Here is a 20,344-nt window from a genome sequence, read left to right on the forward strand (position 1 = left end):
GCAGGGCAGAGGGGGGTGTGCCGGAGTAAATCCCTTTCCGGGCTGCCTCCCCAATGACCTCAACTCCCGAAACCATCCTCACCATCGCCAACCTCTGCGTCTCCGTGCGCGGCGAGGAGGGCTCCCGCGAGGTCGTCTCCAACCTGTCCCTGACGCTCAAGCGTGGCGAGACGCTCTGCATCGCCGGCGAATCCGGCTCCGGCAAATCGATGACCGCGCTGGCCATCATGCAGCTTCTGCCGCAGCCCGCCGCGCGCATCTCCGCCGGCACCATCCACCTTGGCGCCACCGAGCTGACCGCCCTCGACGAACGCCGGATGCGCCATATCCGCGGCGACCGCATCGCCATGATTTTCCAGGAGCCGATGACCTCGCTCAACCCGGTGCTGTCGATCGGTCGCCAGCTCACCGAATCCATCGAGGCGCACACCAGCCTGTCGCGGGACGAGGCCCGCCAGCGCGCCGTCGAGGCGTTGAAGGCGGTGCGCATTTCGGAGGCCGAAAGCCGGCTAAGGCAATTTCCGCACGAGCTCTCCGGCGGCATGCGCCAGCGGGTGATGATCGCCATGGCGCTGGCGCTGGAACCGGACGTGCTGATCGCCGACGAGCCGACCACCGCGCTCGATGTCACCGTGCAGGGCGAGGTGCTGGAGCTGCTGCGCGACCTGCAGCAGAAGCACGGCACCAGCGTCATCCTGATCACCCACGACATGGGCGTTGTCGCCGAAATGGCCGATCGCGTCATCATCATGCGGCATGGACGCATGGTCGAGGAAGGCAAGACGTCGGACATTTTCGCCCACCCGCAAGCCGAATACACGCGCGAGCTGCTGGCCGCCGTGCCGCGCATCGGCAGCGGCGCCGGCCGTCAGAAATCTAGGGAAACCGAAGCCGCAACGCCGGCGAAGGTCGCCGAGGTCACCGATCTCCACGTCCGCTTCGACTTGCGCGGCGGCGTCTTCGGCCGGGTCACCCGCCGCGTTCACGCCGTCGAGGGCGTTAGCTTTTCGATCGCGCCCAACGAAACGCTGGCGCTGGTCGGTGAATCCGGCTGCGGCAAGTCGACCACCGCCAAGGCGCTGGCCGGGCTGGTGCCGTATAGCGGCGACATCGTCGTCGGCGGTCGCAATTTGTCCGGCCTCGGCCGCGACGAGCGCAAGGCGGTGCGCCGCGACGTGCAGATGATTTTCCAGGACCCCTATGCTTCGCTCGACCCGCGCATGCGCGTCGGCGACCTCGTCGCCGAGCCGCTGCTGATCCACGGCATCGCCTCGAAGGAAGAACGCCGCGAGCGCGTCGCCGCGCTGTTCGATCGCGTCGGCCTGTCATCGGACCAGATGGAGCTTTACCCGCACGGATTTTCCGGCGGCCAGCGCCAGCGCGTCTGCATCGCGCGTGCGCTGGCGCTGAGGCCAAAGCTGATCATCGCCGACGAAAGCGTCTCGGCGCTGGACGTCTCGGTGCAGGCGCGCGTGCTCGACCTCCTGAAGGAATTGCAGCGCGAATTCGGCGTCGCCTATCTCTTCATCTCGCACGACATGGCGGTGGTCGAGAATATCTCCGACCGTGTCGCCGTCATGTATCTCGGCCAGATCGTCGAGATGGGCACACGCGACCAGGTTTTTTCCAACCCCCGCCATCCCTACACCAGGCGCCTGATCGAAGCCGTGCCGGTGCCGGATCCGGCGCGTCGCCGAAGCCGTTTCGCCCGCCTCGACCAGGAAATCCCCAGCGCCACGCGCCGGATCGGCGAGGCGCCGCTGAAATTGGCGCTCAGCGATGTCGGCAACGGCCATCTCGTCGCCGCCGACGGCTGAGGCCATCCGGGCCCAGACAAGCTCGGTCCGCGGCAGGTCGAGCTCACATAGTCGTGTCGCACGCCCTGGGTCGGTCTCGCCGTCACGAAATCCGGGGCCGCCCCTTGCCCTTCCGCCTCATTTTCCTAATGTTGCATAGTGCTTGCGGATGACGATCGTAGGGGGCGGGCGGATTCATCCACATTGGGAGGAAGTAAACTCATGAAGCTACGCCATGTCGTTTCCGCCGCGCTTCTCGCGGCCACCACTATCCCCGCCTCGGCCGCCGAGATTTCCGATGGCAAGGTCAAGATCGGCATCCTCAACGATCAATCCGGCGTCTATGCCGATTTCGGCGGCAAATGGTCGGTCGAGGCGGCCAGGATGGCGGTCGAGGATTTCGGCGGCAAGGTGCAGGGAGCGCCGGTCGAGATCATCAGCGCTGACCACCAGAACAAGCCCGATATCGCCTCCAACATCGCCCGCCAGTGGTATGACACCGAGCAGGTCGACGCCATCATGGAGCTGACGACCTCTTCGGTCGCGCTCGCCGTGCAGGGGATTTCCAAGGAAAAGAAGAAGATCGACATCGTCACCGGTGCGGCGACCACCGACCTCACCGGCAAGCAGTGCTCGCCCTACGGCTTCCACTGGGCCTATGACACCCACTCGCAGGCGGTGGGCACCGGCGGCTCGCTGGTGCAGCAGGGCGGCGACAGCTGGTTCTTCGTCACCGTCGACTATGCGTTCGGCTATTCGCTGAAGGAGCAGACCGCCAAGTTCGTCGAGAGCCATGGCGGCAAGGTGCTGGGCGAGGTGCGTTATCCCCTCGGCGCGACCGACTATTCGTCCTTCCTGCTGCAGGCGCAATCGTCGGGCGCCAAGGTCATCGGGCTGGCCAATGCCGGCCTCGACACCTCCAATTCCATCAAGCAGGCGGCCGAATTCGGCATCGTCCAGGGCGGCCAGCGCCTGGCGGCGCTCCTGTTCACGCTGGCCGAGGTGCATGGGCTCGGGCTGCAGGCGGCGCAGGGCGTCGTGCTGACCGAGGGCTATTACTGGGACCGCGACGACAAGAGCCGCGAATTCGGGCAGCGCTTCTTCAAGCGTACCAACCGCATGCCGAACATGATCCAGGCCGCGACCTATTCGGCGGTGACGCAGTATCTGAAGGCGATCGACAAGGCCGGCACCGATGAGACCGAAGCCGTCGCCAAGCAACTCCATTCGCTGCCGGTGGACGACGCCGTCATCACCGGCGGCAAGGTCCAGGCCGACGGCAACATGGTCCACGACATGTATCTCTATCAGGTCAAGGCGCCCAGCGAGAGCAGCAAGGATTGGGACTATTACAAATACCTCGCCACCATTCCCGGCAAGGAGGCGTTCCTGAGCGAGAAGGACAGCGGCTGCGCGACGGCCGCCCAGTGACCGGCGCGGCCACGGTGCCGCCTGATCTGAACGCGGAAGAGCCGCGGGTGGTGCTTTCCGCCCGGGGCCTGCGGCGTGACTTTGCCGGCTTCGTCGCCGTCAGGAATGTCGATCTCGATGTCCGCCATGGCAACATCCATGCGCTGATCGGCCCCAACGGCGCCGGCAAGACGACCGTTTTCAACCTGCTGACCAAATTCCTGGCGCCGACCAGCGGCAGGATCGAGCTGCTCGGCCACGACATCACCCGCACCTCGCCGGCCAAGGTGGCGCGGATGGGGCTGGTGCGCTCGTTCCAGATCTCGGCGATCTTTCCGCATCTCAGCGTGCTCGACAATGTACGCATCGCGCTGCAGCGGCCGGCTGGGCTCGGCATCCAGTTCTGGCGCTCGCTGGCGGCGCTCGACCGGCTGACGCCGCGTGCCATGGAACTGCTGCGGTCCGTCGGCCTCGACGATGCCACGAACAGGCTGGCCGGCGATCTTTCCTATGGCAGGAAACGCGTGCTGGAGATCGCCACGACGCTGGCGTTGGATCCCAAAGTGCTGCTGCTCGACGAGCCGATGGCCGGCATGGGCCATGAGGACGTGGCCACGGTTTCCGCCCTCATCCGCTCGGTGGCGGGCGACCGCGCGGTTCTGATGGTCGAGCACAATCTGACCGTGGTGGCCGATCTCTGCGACTGGATAACCGTCATGCAGCGCGGCGAGGTGCTCGCGGCCGGCGACTACGCCACGGTCAGCCGCGACGAGCGCGTCAAGGTGGCCTATATGGGCACCGCCGATGACTAGCGCTTCGCCCCTGCTCGCGGTCCGCGGCCTCAATGCCTGGTATGGCGAGGGCCATGCGCTGCACGGCGTCGACCTCGAAGTGTTTGCCGGCGAGACGGTCACATTGCTCGGCCGCAACGGCGTCGGCAAGACGACGACGCTGCGCGCCATCATGGGCCTGATCCGCCGACGCACCGGCAAGGTCGTCTTCGACGGCGCCGACCTGATGCGGCTGCCGCTGCACCGCACCGCGCACCAGGGCATCGGCTTCGTGCCGGAGGAACGCGGCATCTTCTCGACGCTCACCGTCGACGAGAACCTGGTGCTGCCGCCGGTCGTCGCCCCGGGCGGCATGAGCGTCGAGGAAATCTTCGATCTGTTCCCCAATCTGAAGGAGCGGCGCAACAGCCCCGGCACGCGGCTGTCGGGCGGCGAACAGCAGATGCTGGCGATCGCGCGCATGCTGCGGACCGGGGTGAAGATGCTGCTCTTGGACGAACCGACAGAGGGCCTCGCCCCTGTCATCGTCCAGCGCATCGGCGAGCTGCTGGCGACGCTGAAGCAGCGCGGCATGACCATCCTGCTGGTCGAGCAGAATTTCCGCTTCGCCAGCCGTGTCGCCGACCGTTTCTACCTGATGGAGCACGGCAAGGTCGTGGCCGGGTTTCCCACCGGCGAACTGGCGGACCGCATGACGCTGCTCCACGAAATCCTGGGTGTATGATGGCGCCATGACGATGATCTTCGGCATCCCCGTCCAGGCATTGCTCGGCCAATTGCTGGTCGGGCTGATCAACGGCTCCTTCTACGCCATGCTGAGCCTTGGTCTGGCCGTGATTTTCGGCCTGCTGCGCGTCATCAACTTCGCCCATGGCGCCCAGTATATGCTGGGCGCCTTCATTGGCTATCTCCTGCTCACCCATCTCGGCATCGGCTATTGGCCGGCGCTGGTCCTGGCGCCGCTGATTGTCGGCATCTTCGGCGTCGTGGTCGAGCGCCTGGCGCTGTCGCGGCTCTACGACACCGATCCGCTCTACGGCCTGCTCTTCACTTTCGGCCTCGCGCTCGTGCTCGAAGGCATCTTCCGCTACTATTACGGCGTGTCGGGAAACCCCTACGCCGTGCCGCCGCTGCTGGCCGGCGGCACCAATCTCGGCTTCATGTTCCTGCCCATTTATCGCGGCTGGGTCGTGGTCGCCTCGCTGATCGTCTGCTTCGGCACCTGGGCGCTGATCGAGAAGACCAGGCTCGGTTCCTATCTGCGCGCCGCGACCGAGAATCCCCGCCTCGTCCAGGCCTTCGGCGTCAACGTGCCGTTGCTTTTGACCCTCACCTACGGCCTCGGCTCGGCGCTTGCTGGGCTCGCCGGCATCCTGGCCGCGCCGATCTACCAGGTCAGCCCGCTGATGGGATCGGATCTCATCATCGTCGTCTTCGCCGTCGTCGTGGTCGGCGGCATGGGCTCGATCCTCGGCGCCATCGTCACCGGCTACATGCTTGGCCTCGCCGAAGGCCTGACCAAGGTTTTTTACCCCGAGGCCTCCAACCTGGTGGTCTTCGTCATCATGGCGATCGTGCTTTTGGTCCGGCCGGCCGGCCTGTTCGGAAAGGACGCCTGAGATGGCGGAAGAGACATCCGACATGGCCGGGCTTTCGCTGCGCGAGGCATCGGCCAAACCCTCGCCAAGGCTCGAATGGGTGCTGGTCGGGCTCGGCATAGCGGCGCTGCTGGCGGCCCCGTTCTTCGTCTACCCGATCTTCCTGATGAAGATGCTGTGCTTCGCGCTGTTTGCTTGCGCCTTCAATCTCCTGCTCGGCTACACCGGCCTCTTGTCCTTCGGCCACGCCACCTTCTTCGGCGGCGCCGCCTATTTCACCGCGCACGCCGTCAAGGTCTGGGGCTGGCCGCCGGAAGCCGGCATCCTGCTCGGCATGGCGGGTGCGGCCCTGCTCGGCCTCGTCATGGGTTTCTTCGCCATTCGCCGGCAAGGCATCTATTTCGCCATGATCACGCTGGCGCTGTCGCAGATGTTCTTCTTCTTTTGCGTGCAGGCGCCGTTCACGCAAGGCGAGGACGGCATCCAGGGCGTGCCGCGGGGCGTCCTGTTCGGTGTCCTCGACCTCAACGCCCCGATGAACGTCTATTATTTCGTGCTTGTCGTGGTCCTTCTCGGCATCTTCGCCATCTGGCGCATCGTCAACTCGCCCTTCGGCATGATCCTGCGCTCGATCCGCGAAAACGAGAACCGCGCCATTTCGCTCGGCTATTCCGTAGCCGGCTATAAGCTCGCCGCCTTCGTCATGTCGGCGGCGCTGGCCGGGCTCGCCGGCTCGCTCAAGGCGATCGTCTTCCAGTTCGCCACCCTCACCGACGTCACCTGGCAGATGTCGGGCGAGGTCATCCTGATGACGCTGCTCGGCGGCATCGGCACCATGGTCGGCCCGATCATCGGCGCCAGCCTCGTCGTCGGCCTGGAAAACACGCTCGCCACGTCAGGTTTCCCCGTGACTATCGCCACCGGCCTGATCTTCATGGTCTGCGTGCTGGTGTTCCGGCGCGGGATCGTGGGAGAGGTTTATGCGCGGGTGCTGGGGCGGGTGGGGAAGGGGTGACTTAGGGTTTGCATCGCTACTGGCGATCCTTACCGCCTGCCTATCACCGAATTGATGATCGCACGATCTCGTCGACATAGGTCTGCAGTGCCTTCTTCACGGTCTCACGCGGGCCGGTCATCGCTGTTTCTACCGGAGTGAGTCGGTTTGATTGGCCGTCTCGTTCGCCTGCTGCCTCACTGCATCCATCAGGTCTCGTGTCGCCTGAGCGACCTTGGCAAAGGGTAGTCGATGAACGCAGTACACGCCGCCCGGATTGCCGGGCTTGCACAAATCGGGCGCAATGCACTGGCAAGGCAACGGCGGCTCAACCGTGCGGTGAAGCACCCCAAGAGGTCCCCAGATGTCGGGTGGCGTGAGGCCATAAAGCCCCACAACCGGGGTTCCGACTGACGCAGCCAGGTGCATTGGGCCGCTCTCGTTTCCCAGAAAGATAAATGCATCCGCAAGCAAAGCAGTTAATGTCTCAAGCGAGATCTTACCAACAACGCTCGCCAATGGTGACGCTGCCATGTCCAAGATTGTCTGCGCGGTTGAGCCTTCATTAGGTCCACCAACCAGTAGTGACCGCAGGCCCGTCGCGGCATAAACCTCGTCGATTATTGCAGCGAACCGTTCAGGTTGCCAACACCGCCCTTCGAACCTTGCTCCCGCGTGCACAGCGACGAAAGCTTTTACAGCCAGCTTGCTTTGCGCCAGAACCTGGGTAGACGCGCTTCGCCCAACCGGTGTGGGTTCAAGCCTCGGCGTCACTTCGCGTAATTCTATCCCAAGGGCTTCAAGCGGGGACAAATATCGGTACAAATAGTGCGCGCCTCCATGACCAAAGGGTTTAGCAAATATATTAGCAGGCTGACCTTCCCAAAACTTCAGGGGTTTTTCCGGGGGGGTGTACCCAACGCGCAGCGGAGCGCCGATTGACCTGTGCAATATCCTTGACGTCTTCGAGTCAGTTACATCAATGGTGAGATCGAATTTTCGGCGACGGAGGTCAGCGACCAAGCTTGAATATTCCTTCATCCGCTGAAGCAGACTTCTACCAGCACTTCTACCGTCGAACCCGATGGCCACGTCCGCGATATTCTGGCTGGTTACGAAGTCTCGCAGGCCAGGAGCGCAGAGCATTGCTATCGCAGCGTTTGGGTAAGCGAGGCGCAGATTTCGCACGAGCACCGAAGTCAGAATGATGTCCCCGATGTACTTCGTCTGAATAACGAGAATGGACTTGATAGTCTGCCGATCAACCATCGAGATATTCAGCACACCAACCTCCTGGAGGGCGGGTAATGTTGGTCGTTGGTCGGTTCGCAGCTCCGAGAAATGGATATCTCATCGGAGCTAGATCATCTTTGCTATAGCGTTCGGGACAGCCCATGTTGCAAGCTTCCCTAAGAAGCACTCGTCATGGCATCTGTCCCTGCCACAAGGGCAATCCAGTTTCCGCAGCGAAGTCCCTATCCTCCGCGTAGATTGGCTCGCCTCTACTCACTACGAGGCGAAGCAAATCCGCATCTTCGTCGGCATGATATCGAAAGGCATTTCGGGTGTCGTATCCATGCCCAGCCTGGGACAGGGAAAACCCGCTGACTACAACAGGGGCGAAGCCGGCGAAACGCGTCAACATGATCGCGAAGGCTCCGGTGGAGATTTTCCGGTGCCAGCCGCGGGACACATGATATTTGCCGCTAAGCCGCCAGACGATGTTGGCAAGTTGCCATTTGGTGAGCGCCTGCAAGGTATCGAAACCATAATTGAAGGTGCGACAACCAGCTTTCAGCTTGTCTTCAACGTCCGGCCAAACCGGCACGATCAGATGTTTCGCCTGCCGTCCCTTTAACAAATCGCGCTTGTAGAAGTCCTGTTCGCTCGCGCCGACCAAAATGCCGCGGCGGATGACTGCGATATCAGGAAGGCGGAGGCCGAACGTTTCCGCCAAAAGCTGGGAAGCATTGACGGTCACAAGTGCCCAATCGACACCATGTCCCTCCGGGAGGCGAAAATTCGGCGCCGACCCCATCACCAAGGCGGGACCAGTGGCCCTGGGCAACCGAAGAGTTGGCTTTGAGAAGATTGGCAAGAAATCCAAAAGCGGAGTTTTCATGCGGGAACCTGAACGGCATGTTCCTCAAACGCGCGCAGAATGCTCTCTTCTCGCCTCCACAATTCGTCCCATTGCGTGGTGCCGGACCAGCCCGCAAACCAAGGGCCGCCGAGCGTGTAGTGCGCCAGCGAGACATCGGCGGGATGGAGTTCGGAAGCCGAAGCTCCTACGAGGTAGTTCCATGCCAGAGGCAATTCCCCGATCTCGTGGTCCTCAAGCCATTTGAAGGCGTGGAGGTCACGTCCAGGCCACGTATTGAGCATTTCGCTGGTCAGCCGTTTGTTGGAGGGATGATCTAGATTCCACAAAACGACCGACGACCAGTTTTTGCGGCGATAGAACGTCTGCATTTGTCCGTCCATCTTGACCGCTTCGGATTCGCGTTGCTGGTGCTTAACCGCCATAATCGCGTAGGAAGGATCAACTAGATCGAGCAGCTTGGCTGGATCCTTCAGAAACAGGACATCACAATCGCAGAACATGGCCCAGCCGCCTTGCCTTATAAACGGAACGGCAAAGCGCGATATGGCAAACTCGGTCGCCATCGGTGCCTCGGAAATCGGGCACCAGAGCTTACCATCCCGTACCACCATCGGTCGCTTCATAATTCCTTGGGCTTCAAGGTCTTTGAGCACCAATGGTAGTATCTGCAACGGCGTGCTTGTCCGCCGATAAGCGCTCCATCGCGCTACGTCTAGAACGCGGGATTCCCGTGGATCATAGCCGATGTAGATTGGTATCATGCCGCAACCTTATAATTGTGCAAATTTCCTCGAATTAAGCAGGGAAGCATTGCAAGCGGAAGACCGAAGTACAGCGGATCACTTGGTCACGGTGGCGAGCGTGCACGGTGATCGGCACCAAATGCGCTATTGGAAAAGATCTCGGGAGAAGCGGGCCACGGCCTCTTCCCCGTCCTTGGCGTACCAAGGGTAAATCGTAGTCTTCGGCATTGCGCGTTCCTTTCAATCTGAAGTCAGCGTTCCGCGCTTGTTCCTACCCCTCTGAAGTAGGTCGCCAACTGTTTTTCTCCACCTTGCGGAAGAAAGTCGGCAGAAGCAGCTATCCACTCCGCGTCGGAGCGCAAATATCTTGACAGAACCCGGCCGCGGCTTGGCCGAGCTCGATCGTGTCTACCGGCTGTGGAACCTTGGCCTGCAGCGCTTTACGAGTGGGAACCCGAGGACAAATCGACATTACACGTTGGGTCACGGCTGGTGCGGTCCTGGCGCACCCGTCACATCTGATGCGTCGTCACTAACGTCCGCTTTTCGGCGGCGGCACAGCTGACTTCGATAATCGAGATGAGGCGCAAAGCGGCCGTCCAACCGTAGAGTTAGGGACGTCTCTCTCGGGTCATTCGGGACGGGCAGGCACTAACCGATGCCGGTTTCCCTATTCACCCATAACACCCCCGCTCCACCGCCAGCCTCTTCACCAGCGCCAGCACCCCATCGATCGCCGGCGTCGGCTTGCCCGTCAGCCGGCCCAGCTCCTGCACCGCGCCCACCAGCGCGTCGATCTCCATCGGGCGGCCGCGTTCCAGGTCCTGCAGCATCGAGGTCTTGTGCTCGCCGACGTCGCCGGCGCCCTTGATGCGGCGGTCGACGTCTATGGGGAAGCGCACGCCGAGGCTTTCGCCGATCGCCTGCGCTTCCAGCATCATGGCGCGGGCGAGTGCGCGGGTGCCTTCGTCGGCGACGATGGCGGCCAGCGTCGAGCCGGTCAGCGCAGAGATCGGGTTGAAGGAGAGATTGCCCCACAGTTTTATCCAGATCTCTGCGCGTATGTCCTCGCGCACCGGCGCCTGCAAGCCGGCCTTGACCATCTCGCCGGCCAGGAGCGTGACCCTTTCGCTCTTCTCGCCCGAGGGTTCGCCGAGCGAGAAGCGTTTTCCTTCGACATGGCGGATCAGGCCGGGCGCATCGACCTCGACGGCGGGGTAGACCACCGAGCCGATGACACGACGCGGGCCGAGCCGGTCCCAGATAGTGCCGCCGGGATCGACCTGCTGCAGCCTCGTGCCTTCGAGCGCGCCGAGGGTTTTATGGAAATACCACCAGGGAACGCCGTTCTGCATGGTGACGACCGCTGTGTGGTCCCCAAGCAGCGGGGCGATCTGGTCGAGCGCGGGCGCGACGGAATGCGCCTTCAGCGCCAGCACGACGTAGTCCTGTTCGCCAAGGTCTTCCGCCTTGGCGGCGGCCCTGGCCGGGGCGATCGTTTCCTGTCCGTCCTCGATCAGGCGCAGGCCATTGGCCTTGATCGCGTCGAGATGCGCGCCGCGCGCGACGATCGACAGCTCGGTGCGGCCGGCGATGGCCAGCTTGGCCGCGAGGTAGCCGCCGATGGCGCCGGCGCCGAAAATGGTGATCTTCATGATCAGAGCCCGAGCTTGGCGGCGAGCCCGATGCGCTGCAGCTTGCCGGTCGCGCCCTTGGGGATCTCCTCCAGGATCAGCACCTTGCGCGGCACCTTGAAGTCGGCGAGCCGCATCGCCGCGTGGGCGCGAATATCGCCCTCGCTGGCGCTCATGCCTTCGCGCAGCACCACGGCCGCCGCCACCTCCTCGCCGAGCTTGTCATGCGGCATGGCGAAGGTGACGACCTGCGCCACCGCCGGGTGGTCCATCAGCACATTGTCGACCTCGAGCGGCGAGATCTTCTCGCCGCCGCGGTTTATGATCTCCTTCAGCCGGCCGGTGACCCTGAGATAGCCGTCATCGTCGAGCACGCCCTGGTCGCCGGTGTGGAACCAGCCATGCGCGAAGGCCGTGGCGTTGGCGTCCGGGTTCTTCTCGTAGCCTGAGGTGACATTGGGGCCGCGAATGACGATCTCGCCCGTTTCGCCGGCCTGCATCAGCCGGCCGTCCGGCGCCATCACGGCGACTTCGGGTCCGCCGGCGGCACCGACGCTGCCCGGCTTGCGCAGGCCGGGCGGCAGCCGGTTCGACGCCATCTGGTGCGCGGCCTCGGTCATCCCGTAGGATTCGATGACCGGGCAGCCGAAAGTCGCCTCGAGTTCGGCCATCACCTGCGCCGGCAGCGAAGCCGAGGACGAGCGGATGAAGCGCAGGCGTGCCGCCGCCAATGCTTCGGCGTTGCGCGCCGCGCGCGCCAGGATCGCCTGGTGCATGGTCGGCACCGCCGTGTACCAGCTCGGCCCGGCGTCGCTCAGCCACTGGAAGAAGCGCAGCGCGTTGAAGCCCGGCGTGCAATAGATGCTGCCGCCGGATGCCAGCGACGACAGCACCGCCGCGATCAGCCCATGGATGTGGAACAGCGGCATGATGTTGAGGCAGCGGTCATCCGCCGTCAGGCCGAGCGTGGCGCCGATATGGCGGGCGGAGGCCGCGACATTGGCATGGCTGAGCGGCACCAGCTTGGGGCGTGACGTCGTGCCGGAGGTGTGCAGCAGAAGCGCGATGTCGCCGTCCCCGGCCTTGGCGGGCGCCGCTTGCGGTCCGACCGCCGCGCCTTCGATGGTGAAGCTGCCGGCCGGCGCGTCTGGCGGCACGACAAGCCGCAGCACGCCAATGCCGAGGCGCTCGGCCACAGTCACGGCAGGGCCAGTCTCGGTCTCGGCGACCAGGATCGCCTTGGCGCCGATGTCGGTCAGGTAGAAATCGAGCTCGTCCGCCCGGTAGGCGGGGTTGAGCGGCGCCGTCGAGGCTGTGGCGGCGACAGCGATGAAGGCCGTCGCCATCTCCGGCCCGTTGGGCAGCACGATCGCCACCCGGTCGCCTCGGCCGATGCCGCGTGCATGGAGCTGCGTGGCGGTGGTGGCGATCAGCGCGCGCAGCCTGCCATGGGTCAGCGTCGGCCTGTCGGGCGCCAGGATCGCCGGCGCGTCGTCGGCGCCGGCGACGAGGCGGTGGGAAAGGTCTGTGTGGATTTGGGTCATGGTCACCAGCTATGTTTCAAGACTATGGCTTGCGAAAGTCCATCTGATGTCAGCGCCGCCCCTCATTGCCCTGCCGGGCATTTCTCCCCGTATAGGGACGGGGAGAAAGGGGCAGTTTCGGTCTCGGCGCCTGTTCAGCGTGGGCGATTGGCGAAACTGCCGATGACAGTGTCCCCTCTCCCCGTCACTATACGGGGAGAGGATGCCGGCAGGCGGGTGAGGGGCAGCGCCCGCGCCCGGTAGTTCCTCAATACCCCAGCGCCATCCCGTCCTTGCGCGGATCGGATGCCCCCGTCAGCGTTCCCTTTTCCCAGTCGATCAGCACCGCCTGGCCGCCGCCGAGCGGATGGTGCGGCTCGGTGATGGCGTGGCCGCGCCGCCGCAGGCCTTCGACCGCCTCGGCGGGCACGTTGCGCTCCGCCTCCACCATACCGTCATTGTAGAACACGCGCGGCGCGTCGAGCGCTTGCTGCGGGTCCATGCCGAAATCGATCATGTTGGTCAGAAGATGGACATGGCCGAAGGGCTGGTAGCCGCCGCCCATGACGCCGAACGGCATCACCACGCGGCCGTTTTTGGTCGCCATGCCGGGCATGATCGTGTGCATCGGCCGCTTGCTGGGCGCGATGGCGTTGGGGTGGGCCGGATCGAGGCGGAAGCTCGAGCCGCGGTTCTGCAGCACGACGCCGGTCTTGGGACCGACGACGCCGCTGCCGAACGAATAATAGGTCGAGTTGATGAAGGAGACCGCGTTGCGGTCGCGGTCGACGATCGAGATATAGACCGTGTCGCTGCCCGGCAGCTGCACGTCGGGCAAATGGGTCATGGCGCGCTCGCGGTCGATCTCGGCGCGCAGCCGGTCGGCATAGGCGGCCGAGAGAAGCTGCCTCACCGGCACCGGGACATGGTCCTGGTCGCCGACGAAACGGTCGCGGTCGCGATAGGCCAGCCGCCCGGCCTCGATCTCCAGGTGCAGGCGCTCGGCGCCGTTAGGGTCGAGCCCACCGAGCTTGAAGCCCGACAGCACGTTCAGCATCAAAAGCGCCGTCAGCCCCTGGTTGTTCGGCGGCATCTGGTGGATCTCGTGGCCGCCATAGCTGACGCTCACCGGCGCCACATAGTCGCCCCTGGTCGCGGCGAAATCGTCCGCCGTGTGCAGCCCGCCCAGCTCCTTGAGCCGGCGCACCATGTCGTCGGCGACCGCGCCTTCGTAGAACCCGGCGCGGCCCTGTTTGGCGATCACCCGGAGAGTGGCGGCCAACGCGGGCTGCTTGTGCACGTCGCCGGCCTTCGGCGCCATGCCGCCCGGCAGGAAGATGCGCGCGGCATGCTCGTCGGCGGAAAGATCGGTTTCGGGTTCGGCCCAGTCGAAGGCGACGCGGTCGTGCACGACATAGCCGTTCTCGGCGTAGTGGATCGCCGGCGCCAGCACCTCGGCCAGGCTCTTGCTGCCATGGTCCTCCAGCAGCCGGCACCAGGCGTCGATGGCGCCCGGCACGGTCACCGCATGCGGCCCCTGTTTGGGAAGCTCGCTAAACCCCTTGTCGCGATACCAGTCGACGGTCGCGGCCGCCGGTGCACGCCCCGAGCCGTTGAAAGCCAGCACTTCGCTCCGTCCCTTGGGGCAGTAGAGGACAAAGCAATCGCCTCCTATCCCCGTCGATTGCGGCTCGACCACGCCCTGCACGGCGGCGGCGCAGATGGCGGCATCCATGGCATTGCCGCCGGCGCGCAGCATCTCGATGGCCGCAAGCGTCGAAAGCGGATGCGATGTCGCGGCAATCGCTTCCGTGGCACGAACCGGCGAGCGGCCGGGAAACTGGAAATCACGCATCTGGTCTGGGTATCCCCCGGTGTCTTGAAGCGAATGGGTCCTTGAAGCGAATGGGCCCGATGAAATCAATGCCGGCGGCCGAAGATCTGCGCCAGTGACAACAGCGCGACAGACAGCGCGATCAGGCAGGTCGAGATGGCGGCGATGGTCGGGTCGATCTGGTCGCGCAGCGCGTTGAACATGCGGCGTGTCAGTGTCGTGGTCTCCCCGCCCGAGATGAACAGCGAGACGACAACTTCGTCGAAGGAGGTGATGAAGGCAAACAGCGCACCCGAGACGATCGAGAAGCGGATCTGCGGCATCGTCACTTGCCAGAAGGCGGCGATGCGCCCCGCACCCAGGCTGCGCGCCACCCGCTCCTGGTTCATGTCGTAGGAGCGCAGGCCCGACAGCACCGTCAGCACCACCAGCGGCAGCGCCTGCACCGTATGCGCGATGACCAGGCCGATCAGCGTGTTGTTGAGGCCGATGCGCGCATAGAGGAAGAAGGTGCCGATGCCGACCAGGATCACCGGGATGATCAGCGACGCCGTCAGCAGCGCGTTGATGGTGCCGTTGAAGCGCAGCGTGCCCCGGTTGATCGCATAGGCGGCGGCAGTGCCGAGCGGCGTCGCCACCAGCGCGGTCATGACCGCGACCTTCACCGACACGATGGTGGCGTCGCGCCATTCCAGCGACTGGAAATAGCTTTCATACCAGCGCAGCGACCATTGCCGCGGCGGGAACTGCAGCAGCGTCGAATCCGAGAACGACATGATGACGATGATGACCGACGGCGCGATCAGGAACAACAGCACGAGGCCGCCGAAGGCGTAGAGCCACAGCCGTTGCCGATGCGAGATCGGCAATCCGATATCTTCACTCATCGCGAACTCCATACGCCGGTGGCCCGCGCGCCGAGCAGCCACTGGAACAGGCCGAGAAGCGCCAGCGTGACCACCAGCAGCACCACGCCGAGTGCCGCACCGGCGCCCCAGTTGGAATAGAGGCTGGTGGTCTGTTCCATGCGCATCGCCCACATCACCACCTTGCCGCCACCCATCAGCGCCGGCGTCACGAAGAAACCGAGGCACAGCACGAAGACGATGACCACGCCGGAGGCGAGGCCCGGCACCGACAGCGGAAAGAAGATCTGCCGGAAGGTGGCGGCCGGGCCGGCGCCGAGGTTCATGCCGGCGCGCAGGCAGTCGGTGTCGATCGTCTTCATCGAGGCATAGAGCGGCAAAACCAGAAACGGCAGCAATATGTGCGTCATGCCGATGACGACGCCCGAAAAATTGTTGGCCAGCGACAGCGGCTGGCTGATCACGCCGAGATCGATCAGCCAGCTGTTGATCAGGCCCTTGCGCTGCAGGATCACCAGCCAGGCATAGGTGCGCACCAGCACCGACGTCCAGAACGGCAGGATGACGAAGATCAGGCAGATCGACGCGGCCCGGCGCGGCAGCTGCGACAGCATGTAGGCCAGGGGATAGCCTGTTAGCACGCAGGCGCCGGTGACGATGAAGGCGACCTCGAAAGTGGTGATGAAGGTCCTGATGTAGGAGGCCTGCTCGAAGAAACGCGCATAGTTGGCGGCGCTCAAGGCGCCGGTCTCGTCGAACAGCGACAGCCAGAACAGCCAGCCGATCGGCACGATGATGATCGCGCAGACAAGGAACAGGCTCGGCGCCAGCAGCGCCAGCAGCCGCAATGACTCGCGCCGCGCATCCGCGCGCAGGGCCTGCGCGTTCAGGTCCTGCCCCGCCGGACTGGCGGTCTCCGTCAGGAAGGCGGACTGCGCGCTCATCCCTCGGCCGCCACCAGGATCGTGTCCTTGGCATCGAGGCCGAGCGTGATCGGCTGGCCGGGCGCCGGCAGCCTTGCCAGCACGTCGCTGCGGCAATAGTCGCGCAGCGTCAGCTGGCGGCCGTCGCGCAGGCTGGCATAGCAGACGAAACTGTCGCCCTGGTAGATGATGTCGCTGACCGTCGCATCGAGCACATTGACGCCGGTCGACGGGTCGGATGCCGTGACCAGCCGCAGCTTCTCCGGCCGCACCACCATCAGATGCGGACCGGCCGGCGGCGTCGGTGCGCCGGTCTGGATCAGCCTGTCCTCATACCAGACCGAGCCATTGCGGCTTTCGACCGGGATGAAGTTCGATTCGCCGATGAAGCCGGCTACGAATTGCGTCTTCGGCGCGGCATAAAGCGTTTCGGGCCTGTCGAGCTGTTCGATGCGGCCACCGTTCATCACCGCGATACGGTCCGACATGGTGATGGCTTCGCGCTGGTCGTGCGTGACATAGACCGTGGTCATGCCGAGACGGCGATGAAGCGCACGCAATTCGATCTGCATATGCTCGCGCAAACCCTTGTCGAGCGCCGACAGCGGTTCGTCCATCAAGACGATGCGCGGCTCGAAGACGATGGCGCGCGCCAGGGCCACGCGCTGGCGCTGGCCGCCGGAAAGCTGGTCCACCCGGCGCTCACCCAGGCCATGCAGCTTCACCAACTCCAGCGCCTTCTCCACCCGCTGCGCCGTCTCTGTCACGCCGACGCCGCGCTGCTTCAGCGGAAAGGCGATGTTGTGGAAGACGTTCATATGCGGAAACAGCGCATAGTTCTGGAACACCATGCCGATATTGCGCCGGTGCGGCGGCGTGGTGATGATCTCGTCGCCGCCGACCTTGATCGATCCGCCATTGGCTCGCACGAAACCGGCCAGGATCATCAGCAGCGTCGTCTTCCCCGAGCCCGAAGGCCCAAGCAGCGTCAGGAACTCGCCGGCCTCGACATCGAGGTTCAGGTCGCGCAGCACCGGCACGCTGCCAAATCGTTTCTCGATCGCGCGCATGCCGATCGGCAGCGCGGATGGTGCAATGGACAAGATCGTTATCTCCGAGGCAGAGACTGAAGGAGCGGGGCGGCGCTGCTGCCGTCCCGCAATGTCAGGATTCCGGCCTATTGCTGGATCAGGTTGTTGAACTTTTCCGTCGCCTCGACGAGGTTGTCGCGCCAGAACGCGGCATCCTGCAATACCTGCTTCTTGACGTTTTCGGGCGCCGAGTTGATGTCCTTGATCCGCTCCGGCGGGATCTTGCCGGTCTCGAAGGCCTTCTCGTTCACCGGCCCGTTATCGACATAGAGCGGCAGGTTGGCCTGCAATTGCGGGCTGACGAACATGGCCAGCGCCTTCATCGCCGCGTCCTTGTTCTTGGCGCCCTTGGGGATGACCATGCAATCGGCGGTGAGCACGCCCTGGTCGAAGGAGAAGCTGACCGGCGCGCCTTCCTTCTTCAAAGTGCCGGCGCGGCCGTTCCAGATGCTCGCCATGTCGACTTCGCCATCCTTCACCAGTTGCATGGCCTGGGCGCCGGATGTCCACCAGGCGTCGACATGGCCCCGGATCTTGTCGACCGATTTCAGCGCGCCGTCGATGTCGACGGGATAGACCTTGTCGATCGGCAGGCCGGAGGCGAGTGCTGCGACGCTCAGCGTCTCCGTCGCCTGGCTGCTGCTCAGCGCGCGCCGTCCCGGAAACTTTTCCACGTTCCAGAAGTCGGCCCATGTCTTCGGGCCCTTGTCGCCGAAGACATCCGTCCGATAGATCAGCACGACGGAGGTGTAGGAGATGCCGACCCAGTCGTCATGCACCAGCTTGGGGTTGATGCCGCTCTTGTCGATGATGCCGTAATCCAGCTTTTCGAACAGCCCTTCCTTCGAGCCGCGCGCGCATTCGTCGGCGCCGAGTTCGGTGATGTCCCATTTCACGGCATTGCCGGTCACCTGCAGGCGCACGTCATCGAGGCCGTTGGTCGTGTCTTCCTTGATGGTGATGCCGAGCGCATCGGCGGTCGGCTTGAAGAAGGCCTTGGTCTGTGCCTCCTGATAGGTGCCGCCCCATGAGGCGACGGTGATCGAGTCGGCGGCGACGGCGGGCACTGCCACGGAGGCAATGAGCCCGGCTATCGCTAGAGTTCTAAGGCTGGTGGTCCTGTTCATTTTCGGTTCTCCGACCGGTGTTCCCATTTGTTTTTGATTTGGCATGCGATTTTGTATACAATTTAGAATGTAGCCGAGAGATCGGTGTTGTCAACTGCGACGGGCGCGATCGGTTGGACGGCGGGAACGGCGCCGCGGGGCGTGGCAAATTACGCCGACTGCGACTACAAACGAGGCGATGTCCGGCTAAGCGGCCGGAGAACTGGAAACGGAACTTGGCCAAGGAACCAAAAAACACGCTGCGCGACTCGGTCTATTCCGCGCTCAAGGCGATGATCGTGACCGGCCAGATTCCGCCGGGTTCACGCGTCACCGAAAGCGACATCGCGGCGAAACTCAATGTCAGCCGCACCCCCGTGCGCGAAGCCTTCAATCGCCTTGAGCGCGACGGGCTGGTCACCGGCCGGCCGCGCCAGGGCTATGCCGTCACCGAGTTCGACATCAACATGTTCCGCGAGGCCTTCGCCATCCGCGAACTGCTCGACGGTCATGCGACCGAACTGGCGGCGGCCGCCGCGACCGAGAAGGACAAGGCGCGGCTGCGCGCCATGCTGGCCGAATGCGAGCGGCTGGCCGCCATTCCCGACCGCACGACGCGGGAAAAATTCCAGGAGCTGGAGGTCGGCATCGATCTCCACCGCGTCATTGCCGAGATCAGCGGCAATGTCATGCTGCATGGCATGCTGTGCGGCATCCTCGACAAGTGCCAGCACTATGTCTGGACCGAACTCTTGTGGCTCGATGAATGGAAGATCGCCCGCGACGAACACGCCGAGATCGTCGAGGCGATCTGCGCAAATGATATCAGCCGCGCCGGCGCGCTGGCCCGCGCGCATGTGCGCGGTTCGCGCGAGAACGTGCTGCGCCTGCTGCAGGCGAAATCGGATTATCAGAGCTTCCTGGCCAAAGCGTCCTGAGCGGGGCAGCCATTCGTCCTACCAGGTTAAGCCGCCCCTTCCGAGCGTGGCCACCGCGTCGACGATCCGGGTGAAGCTCGCGCGGGCGCGGCCAACGGTATGCCGAGCCCTGAGATAGCCGTGCACCAGGCCGGGCTCCTCGAACCAGGTGGCGCGCCCGCCTGCCGCGACGATGCGGTCGCGATAAGCCTCGCCATCGGATGACAGCGGGTCGCACTGGGCGGTAATCAGCACGGTCGGCGGCAGATTGGCGAAATCGGCATCGGCCAGCGGATACAGCGTGATGTCACCGGTCTGGTCCACGCCGCCGGTACGGACGTGTTTGTAGAATTCAAGGTCGCGCACCGTCAGCATCGGCGCTTCGGCATGCGTCACATAGGAGCCGCGCGCGCGATCGCCGCCGAGACCGGGATAGATCAGCACCTGGCCGATCGGCTTTTTCGCGTGGCCACGGGTCGCGTGCGCGACGGCGGCGCAAAGATTGCCGCCAGCGCTGTCGCCGCACAGCAAGACCGGGCGGTCGTAGGTCCCGGCGGCCCATTCGAAAGCGCTCATCGCGTCGTCGAAAGCGGCCGGATGCAGATGCTCCGGCGCCAGCCGGTAGTCGACCGAGACCACCTCATAACCGGTGCGGCCGCAAAGCTCGGCGCAGACGTCGTCATGGCTGTCCAGCCCGCCGAGGATGAAGCCCCCGCCATGGAGGTAGAGCACCATGGCGGCACGGTCCGGCTTTGCGTTGCGGTAGATGCGGATCGGTATGTTGTCGACAGGTGTGGTGATGGCGGTCGTCTCGGCCATGACGCCTTGCGGGTAGCCGGCAAAGAACTCGCGGCACATGCGATCGTAGATCTCGCGCTGCTGCGCGATCGTGTAATCGATCGTGTCGGGCGGATAATAGGAGTTCGTCCGCTCGATGAAAGCCCAGGTCTCGGCGTCGATGAGTTTGCAGTAGTCGGTCATGCTGCTTGGACCGAATGTGGAGGTTGAGGCCAG

Annotated in this window: 18 protein-coding genes; 7 read left to right on the forward strand and 11 right to left on the reverse strand. The window is 64.2% G+C overall.

Annotation, left to right across the window (positions count from 1 at the left end):
• Positions 1-53: 53 nt before the first annotated feature.
• The 6 genes from LB557_RS27795 to LB557_RS27820 all read left to right on the forward strand — a co-directional run bounded on the left by LB557_RS27795 (position 54) and on the right by LB557_RS27820 (position 6,610).
• On the forward strand, positions 54-1,817 hold the full coding sequence (locus LB557_RS27795) for an ABC transporter ATP-binding protein (RefSeq protein ID WP_224642071.1): 1,764 nt from the start codon (positions 54-56) through the stop codon (positions 1,815-1,817).
• A gap of 201 nt (positions 1,818-2,018) precedes the next feature.
• The gene (locus tag LB557_RS27800) at positions 2,019-3,227 is read left to right on the forward strand and encodes an ABC transporter substrate-binding protein (protein WP_140711892.1); all 1,209 of its coding nucleotides are present in this window, start codon (positions 2,019-2,021) and stop codon (positions 3,225-3,227) included.
• On the forward strand, positions 3,224-4,018 hold the full coding sequence (locus tag LB557_RS27805; RefSeq protein WP_181172846.1) for an ABC transporter ATP-binding protein: 795 nt from the start codon (positions 3,224-3,226) through the stop codon (positions 4,016-4,018). The genes LB557_RS27800 and LB557_RS27805 overlap by 4 nt, the downstream gene beginning before the upstream one ends.
• On the forward strand, positions 4,011-4,721 hold the full coding sequence (locus LB557_RS27810) for an ABC transporter ATP-binding protein (RefSeq protein WP_015314622.1): 711 nt from the start codon (positions 4,011-4,013) through the stop codon (positions 4,719-4,721). The genes LB557_RS27805 and LB557_RS27810 overlap by 8 nt, the downstream gene beginning before the upstream one ends.
• Positions 4,722-4,728: 7 nt before the next feature.
• Positions 4,729-5,616 (forward strand): branched-chain amino acid ABC transporter permease, encoded by an 888-nt coding sequence (locus tag LB557_RS27815; RefSeq protein ID WP_140619728.1) that lies wholly within the window; start codon positions 4,729-4,731, stop codon positions 5,614-5,616.
• 22 nt (positions 5,617-5,638) lie between these two features.
• Positions 5,639-6,610, forward strand: coding sequence for a branched-chain amino acid ABC transporter permease (locus LB557_RS27820; RefSeq protein ID WP_411970581.1), 972 nt, complete (start codon positions 5,639-5,641; stop codon positions 6,608-6,610).
• A gap of 129 nt (positions 6,611-6,739) precedes the next feature.
• On the opposite strand, the gene LB557_RS27825 is transcribed toward LB557_RS27820, so the two are convergent.
• The 10 genes from LB557_RS27825 to LB557_RS27870 all read right to left on the reverse strand — a co-directional run bounded on the left by LB557_RS27825 (position 6,740) and on the right by LB557_RS27870 (position 18,434).
• On the reverse strand, positions 6,740-7,873 hold the full coding sequence (locus LB557_RS27825; protein ID WP_224642928.1) for a glycosyltransferase family 9 protein: 1,134 nt from the start codon (positions 7,871-7,873) through the stop codon (positions 6,740-6,742).
• Between the two features lie 139 nt (positions 7,874-8,012).
• On the reverse strand, positions 8,013-8,711 hold the full coding sequence (locus LB557_RS27830) for a hypothetical protein (protein WP_224642929.1): 699 nt from the start codon (positions 8,709-8,711) through the stop codon (positions 8,013-8,015).
• Complete coding sequence (locus LB557_RS27835; RefSeq protein ID WP_224642963.1) at positions 8,708-9,346, reverse strand: hypothetical protein; 639 nt, start codon at positions 9,344-9,346, stop codon at positions 8,708-8,710. Before LB557_RS27835 ends, LB557_RS27830 begins: the two co-directional genes overlap by 4 nt.
• Positions 9,347-10,110: 764 nt before the next feature.
• Positions 10,111-11,091, reverse strand: a complete 981-nt coding sequence (locus LB557_RS27840; protein ID WP_224642930.1) for a 2-dehydropantoate 2-reductase — start codon at positions 11,089-11,091, stop codon at positions 10,111-10,113.
• 2 nt (positions 11,092-11,093) lie between these two features.
• Positions 11,094-12,614 (reverse strand): acyl--CoA ligase, encoded by a 1,521-nt coding sequence (locus LB557_RS27845; protein ID WP_224642964.1) that lies wholly within the window; start codon positions 12,612-12,614, stop codon positions 11,094-11,096.
• Between the two features lie 247 nt (positions 12,615-12,861).
• The gene (ggt, locus tag LB557_RS27850) at positions 12,862-14,448 is read right to left on the reverse strand and encodes a gamma-glutamyltransferase (protein WP_224713135.1); all 1,587 of its coding nucleotides are present in this window, start codon (positions 14,446-14,448) and stop codon (positions 12,862-12,864) included.
• 65 nt (positions 14,449-14,513) lie between these two features.
• Positions 14,514-15,314, reverse strand: coding sequence for an ABC transporter permease (locus tag LB557_RS27855; RefSeq protein ID WP_224642932.1), 801 nt, complete (start codon positions 15,312-15,314; stop codon positions 14,514-14,516).
• Positions 15,311-16,237: an ABC transporter permease gene (locus LB557_RS27860; RefSeq protein ID WP_015314612.1), complete on the reverse strand. Its 927-nt coding sequence runs from the start codon at positions 16,235-16,237 to the stop codon at positions 15,311-15,313. The genes LB557_RS27855 and LB557_RS27860 overlap by 4 nt, the downstream gene beginning before the upstream one ends.
• Positions 16,234-17,319, reverse strand: coding sequence for an ABC transporter ATP-binding protein (locus LB557_RS27865; protein ID WP_140620556.1), 1,086 nt, complete (start codon positions 17,317-17,319; stop codon positions 16,234-16,236). The genes LB557_RS27860 and LB557_RS27865 overlap by 4 nt, the downstream gene beginning before the upstream one ends.
• A gap of 74 nt (positions 17,320-17,393) precedes the next feature.
• Positions 17,394-18,434, reverse strand: coding sequence for an ABC transporter substrate-binding protein (locus LB557_RS27870; RefSeq protein ID WP_224642933.1), 1,041 nt, complete (start codon positions 18,432-18,434; stop codon positions 17,394-17,396).
• 215 nt (positions 18,435-18,649) lie between these two features.
• Between LB557_RS27870 and LB557_RS27875 the strand changes: the two genes are divergently transcribed.
• Positions 18,650-19,351: a GntR family transcriptional regulator gene (locus tag LB557_RS27875; RefSeq protein WP_181173986.1), complete on the forward strand. Its 702-nt coding sequence runs from the start codon at positions 18,650-18,652 to the stop codon at positions 19,349-19,351.
• Between the two features lie 18 nt (positions 19,352-19,369).
• Here the strand turns inward: LB557_RS27875 and LB557_RS27880 are convergent, their stop codons facing one another.
• On the reverse strand, positions 19,370-20,311 hold the full coding sequence (locus LB557_RS27880) for an alpha/beta hydrolase (RefSeq protein WP_224642934.1): 942 nt from the start codon (positions 20,309-20,311) through the stop codon (positions 19,370-19,372).
• Between the last annotated feature and the right edge of the window lie 33 nt (positions 20,312-20,344).

Origin of the sequence: Mesorhizobium sp. BR115XR7A (genome assembly GCF_020165315.1) — a bacterium.
In the GTDB taxonomy this organism is placed as follows: Bacteria; Pseudomonadota; Alphaproteobacteria; order Rhizobiales; family Rhizobiaceae; genus Mesorhizobium; species Mesorhizobium australicum.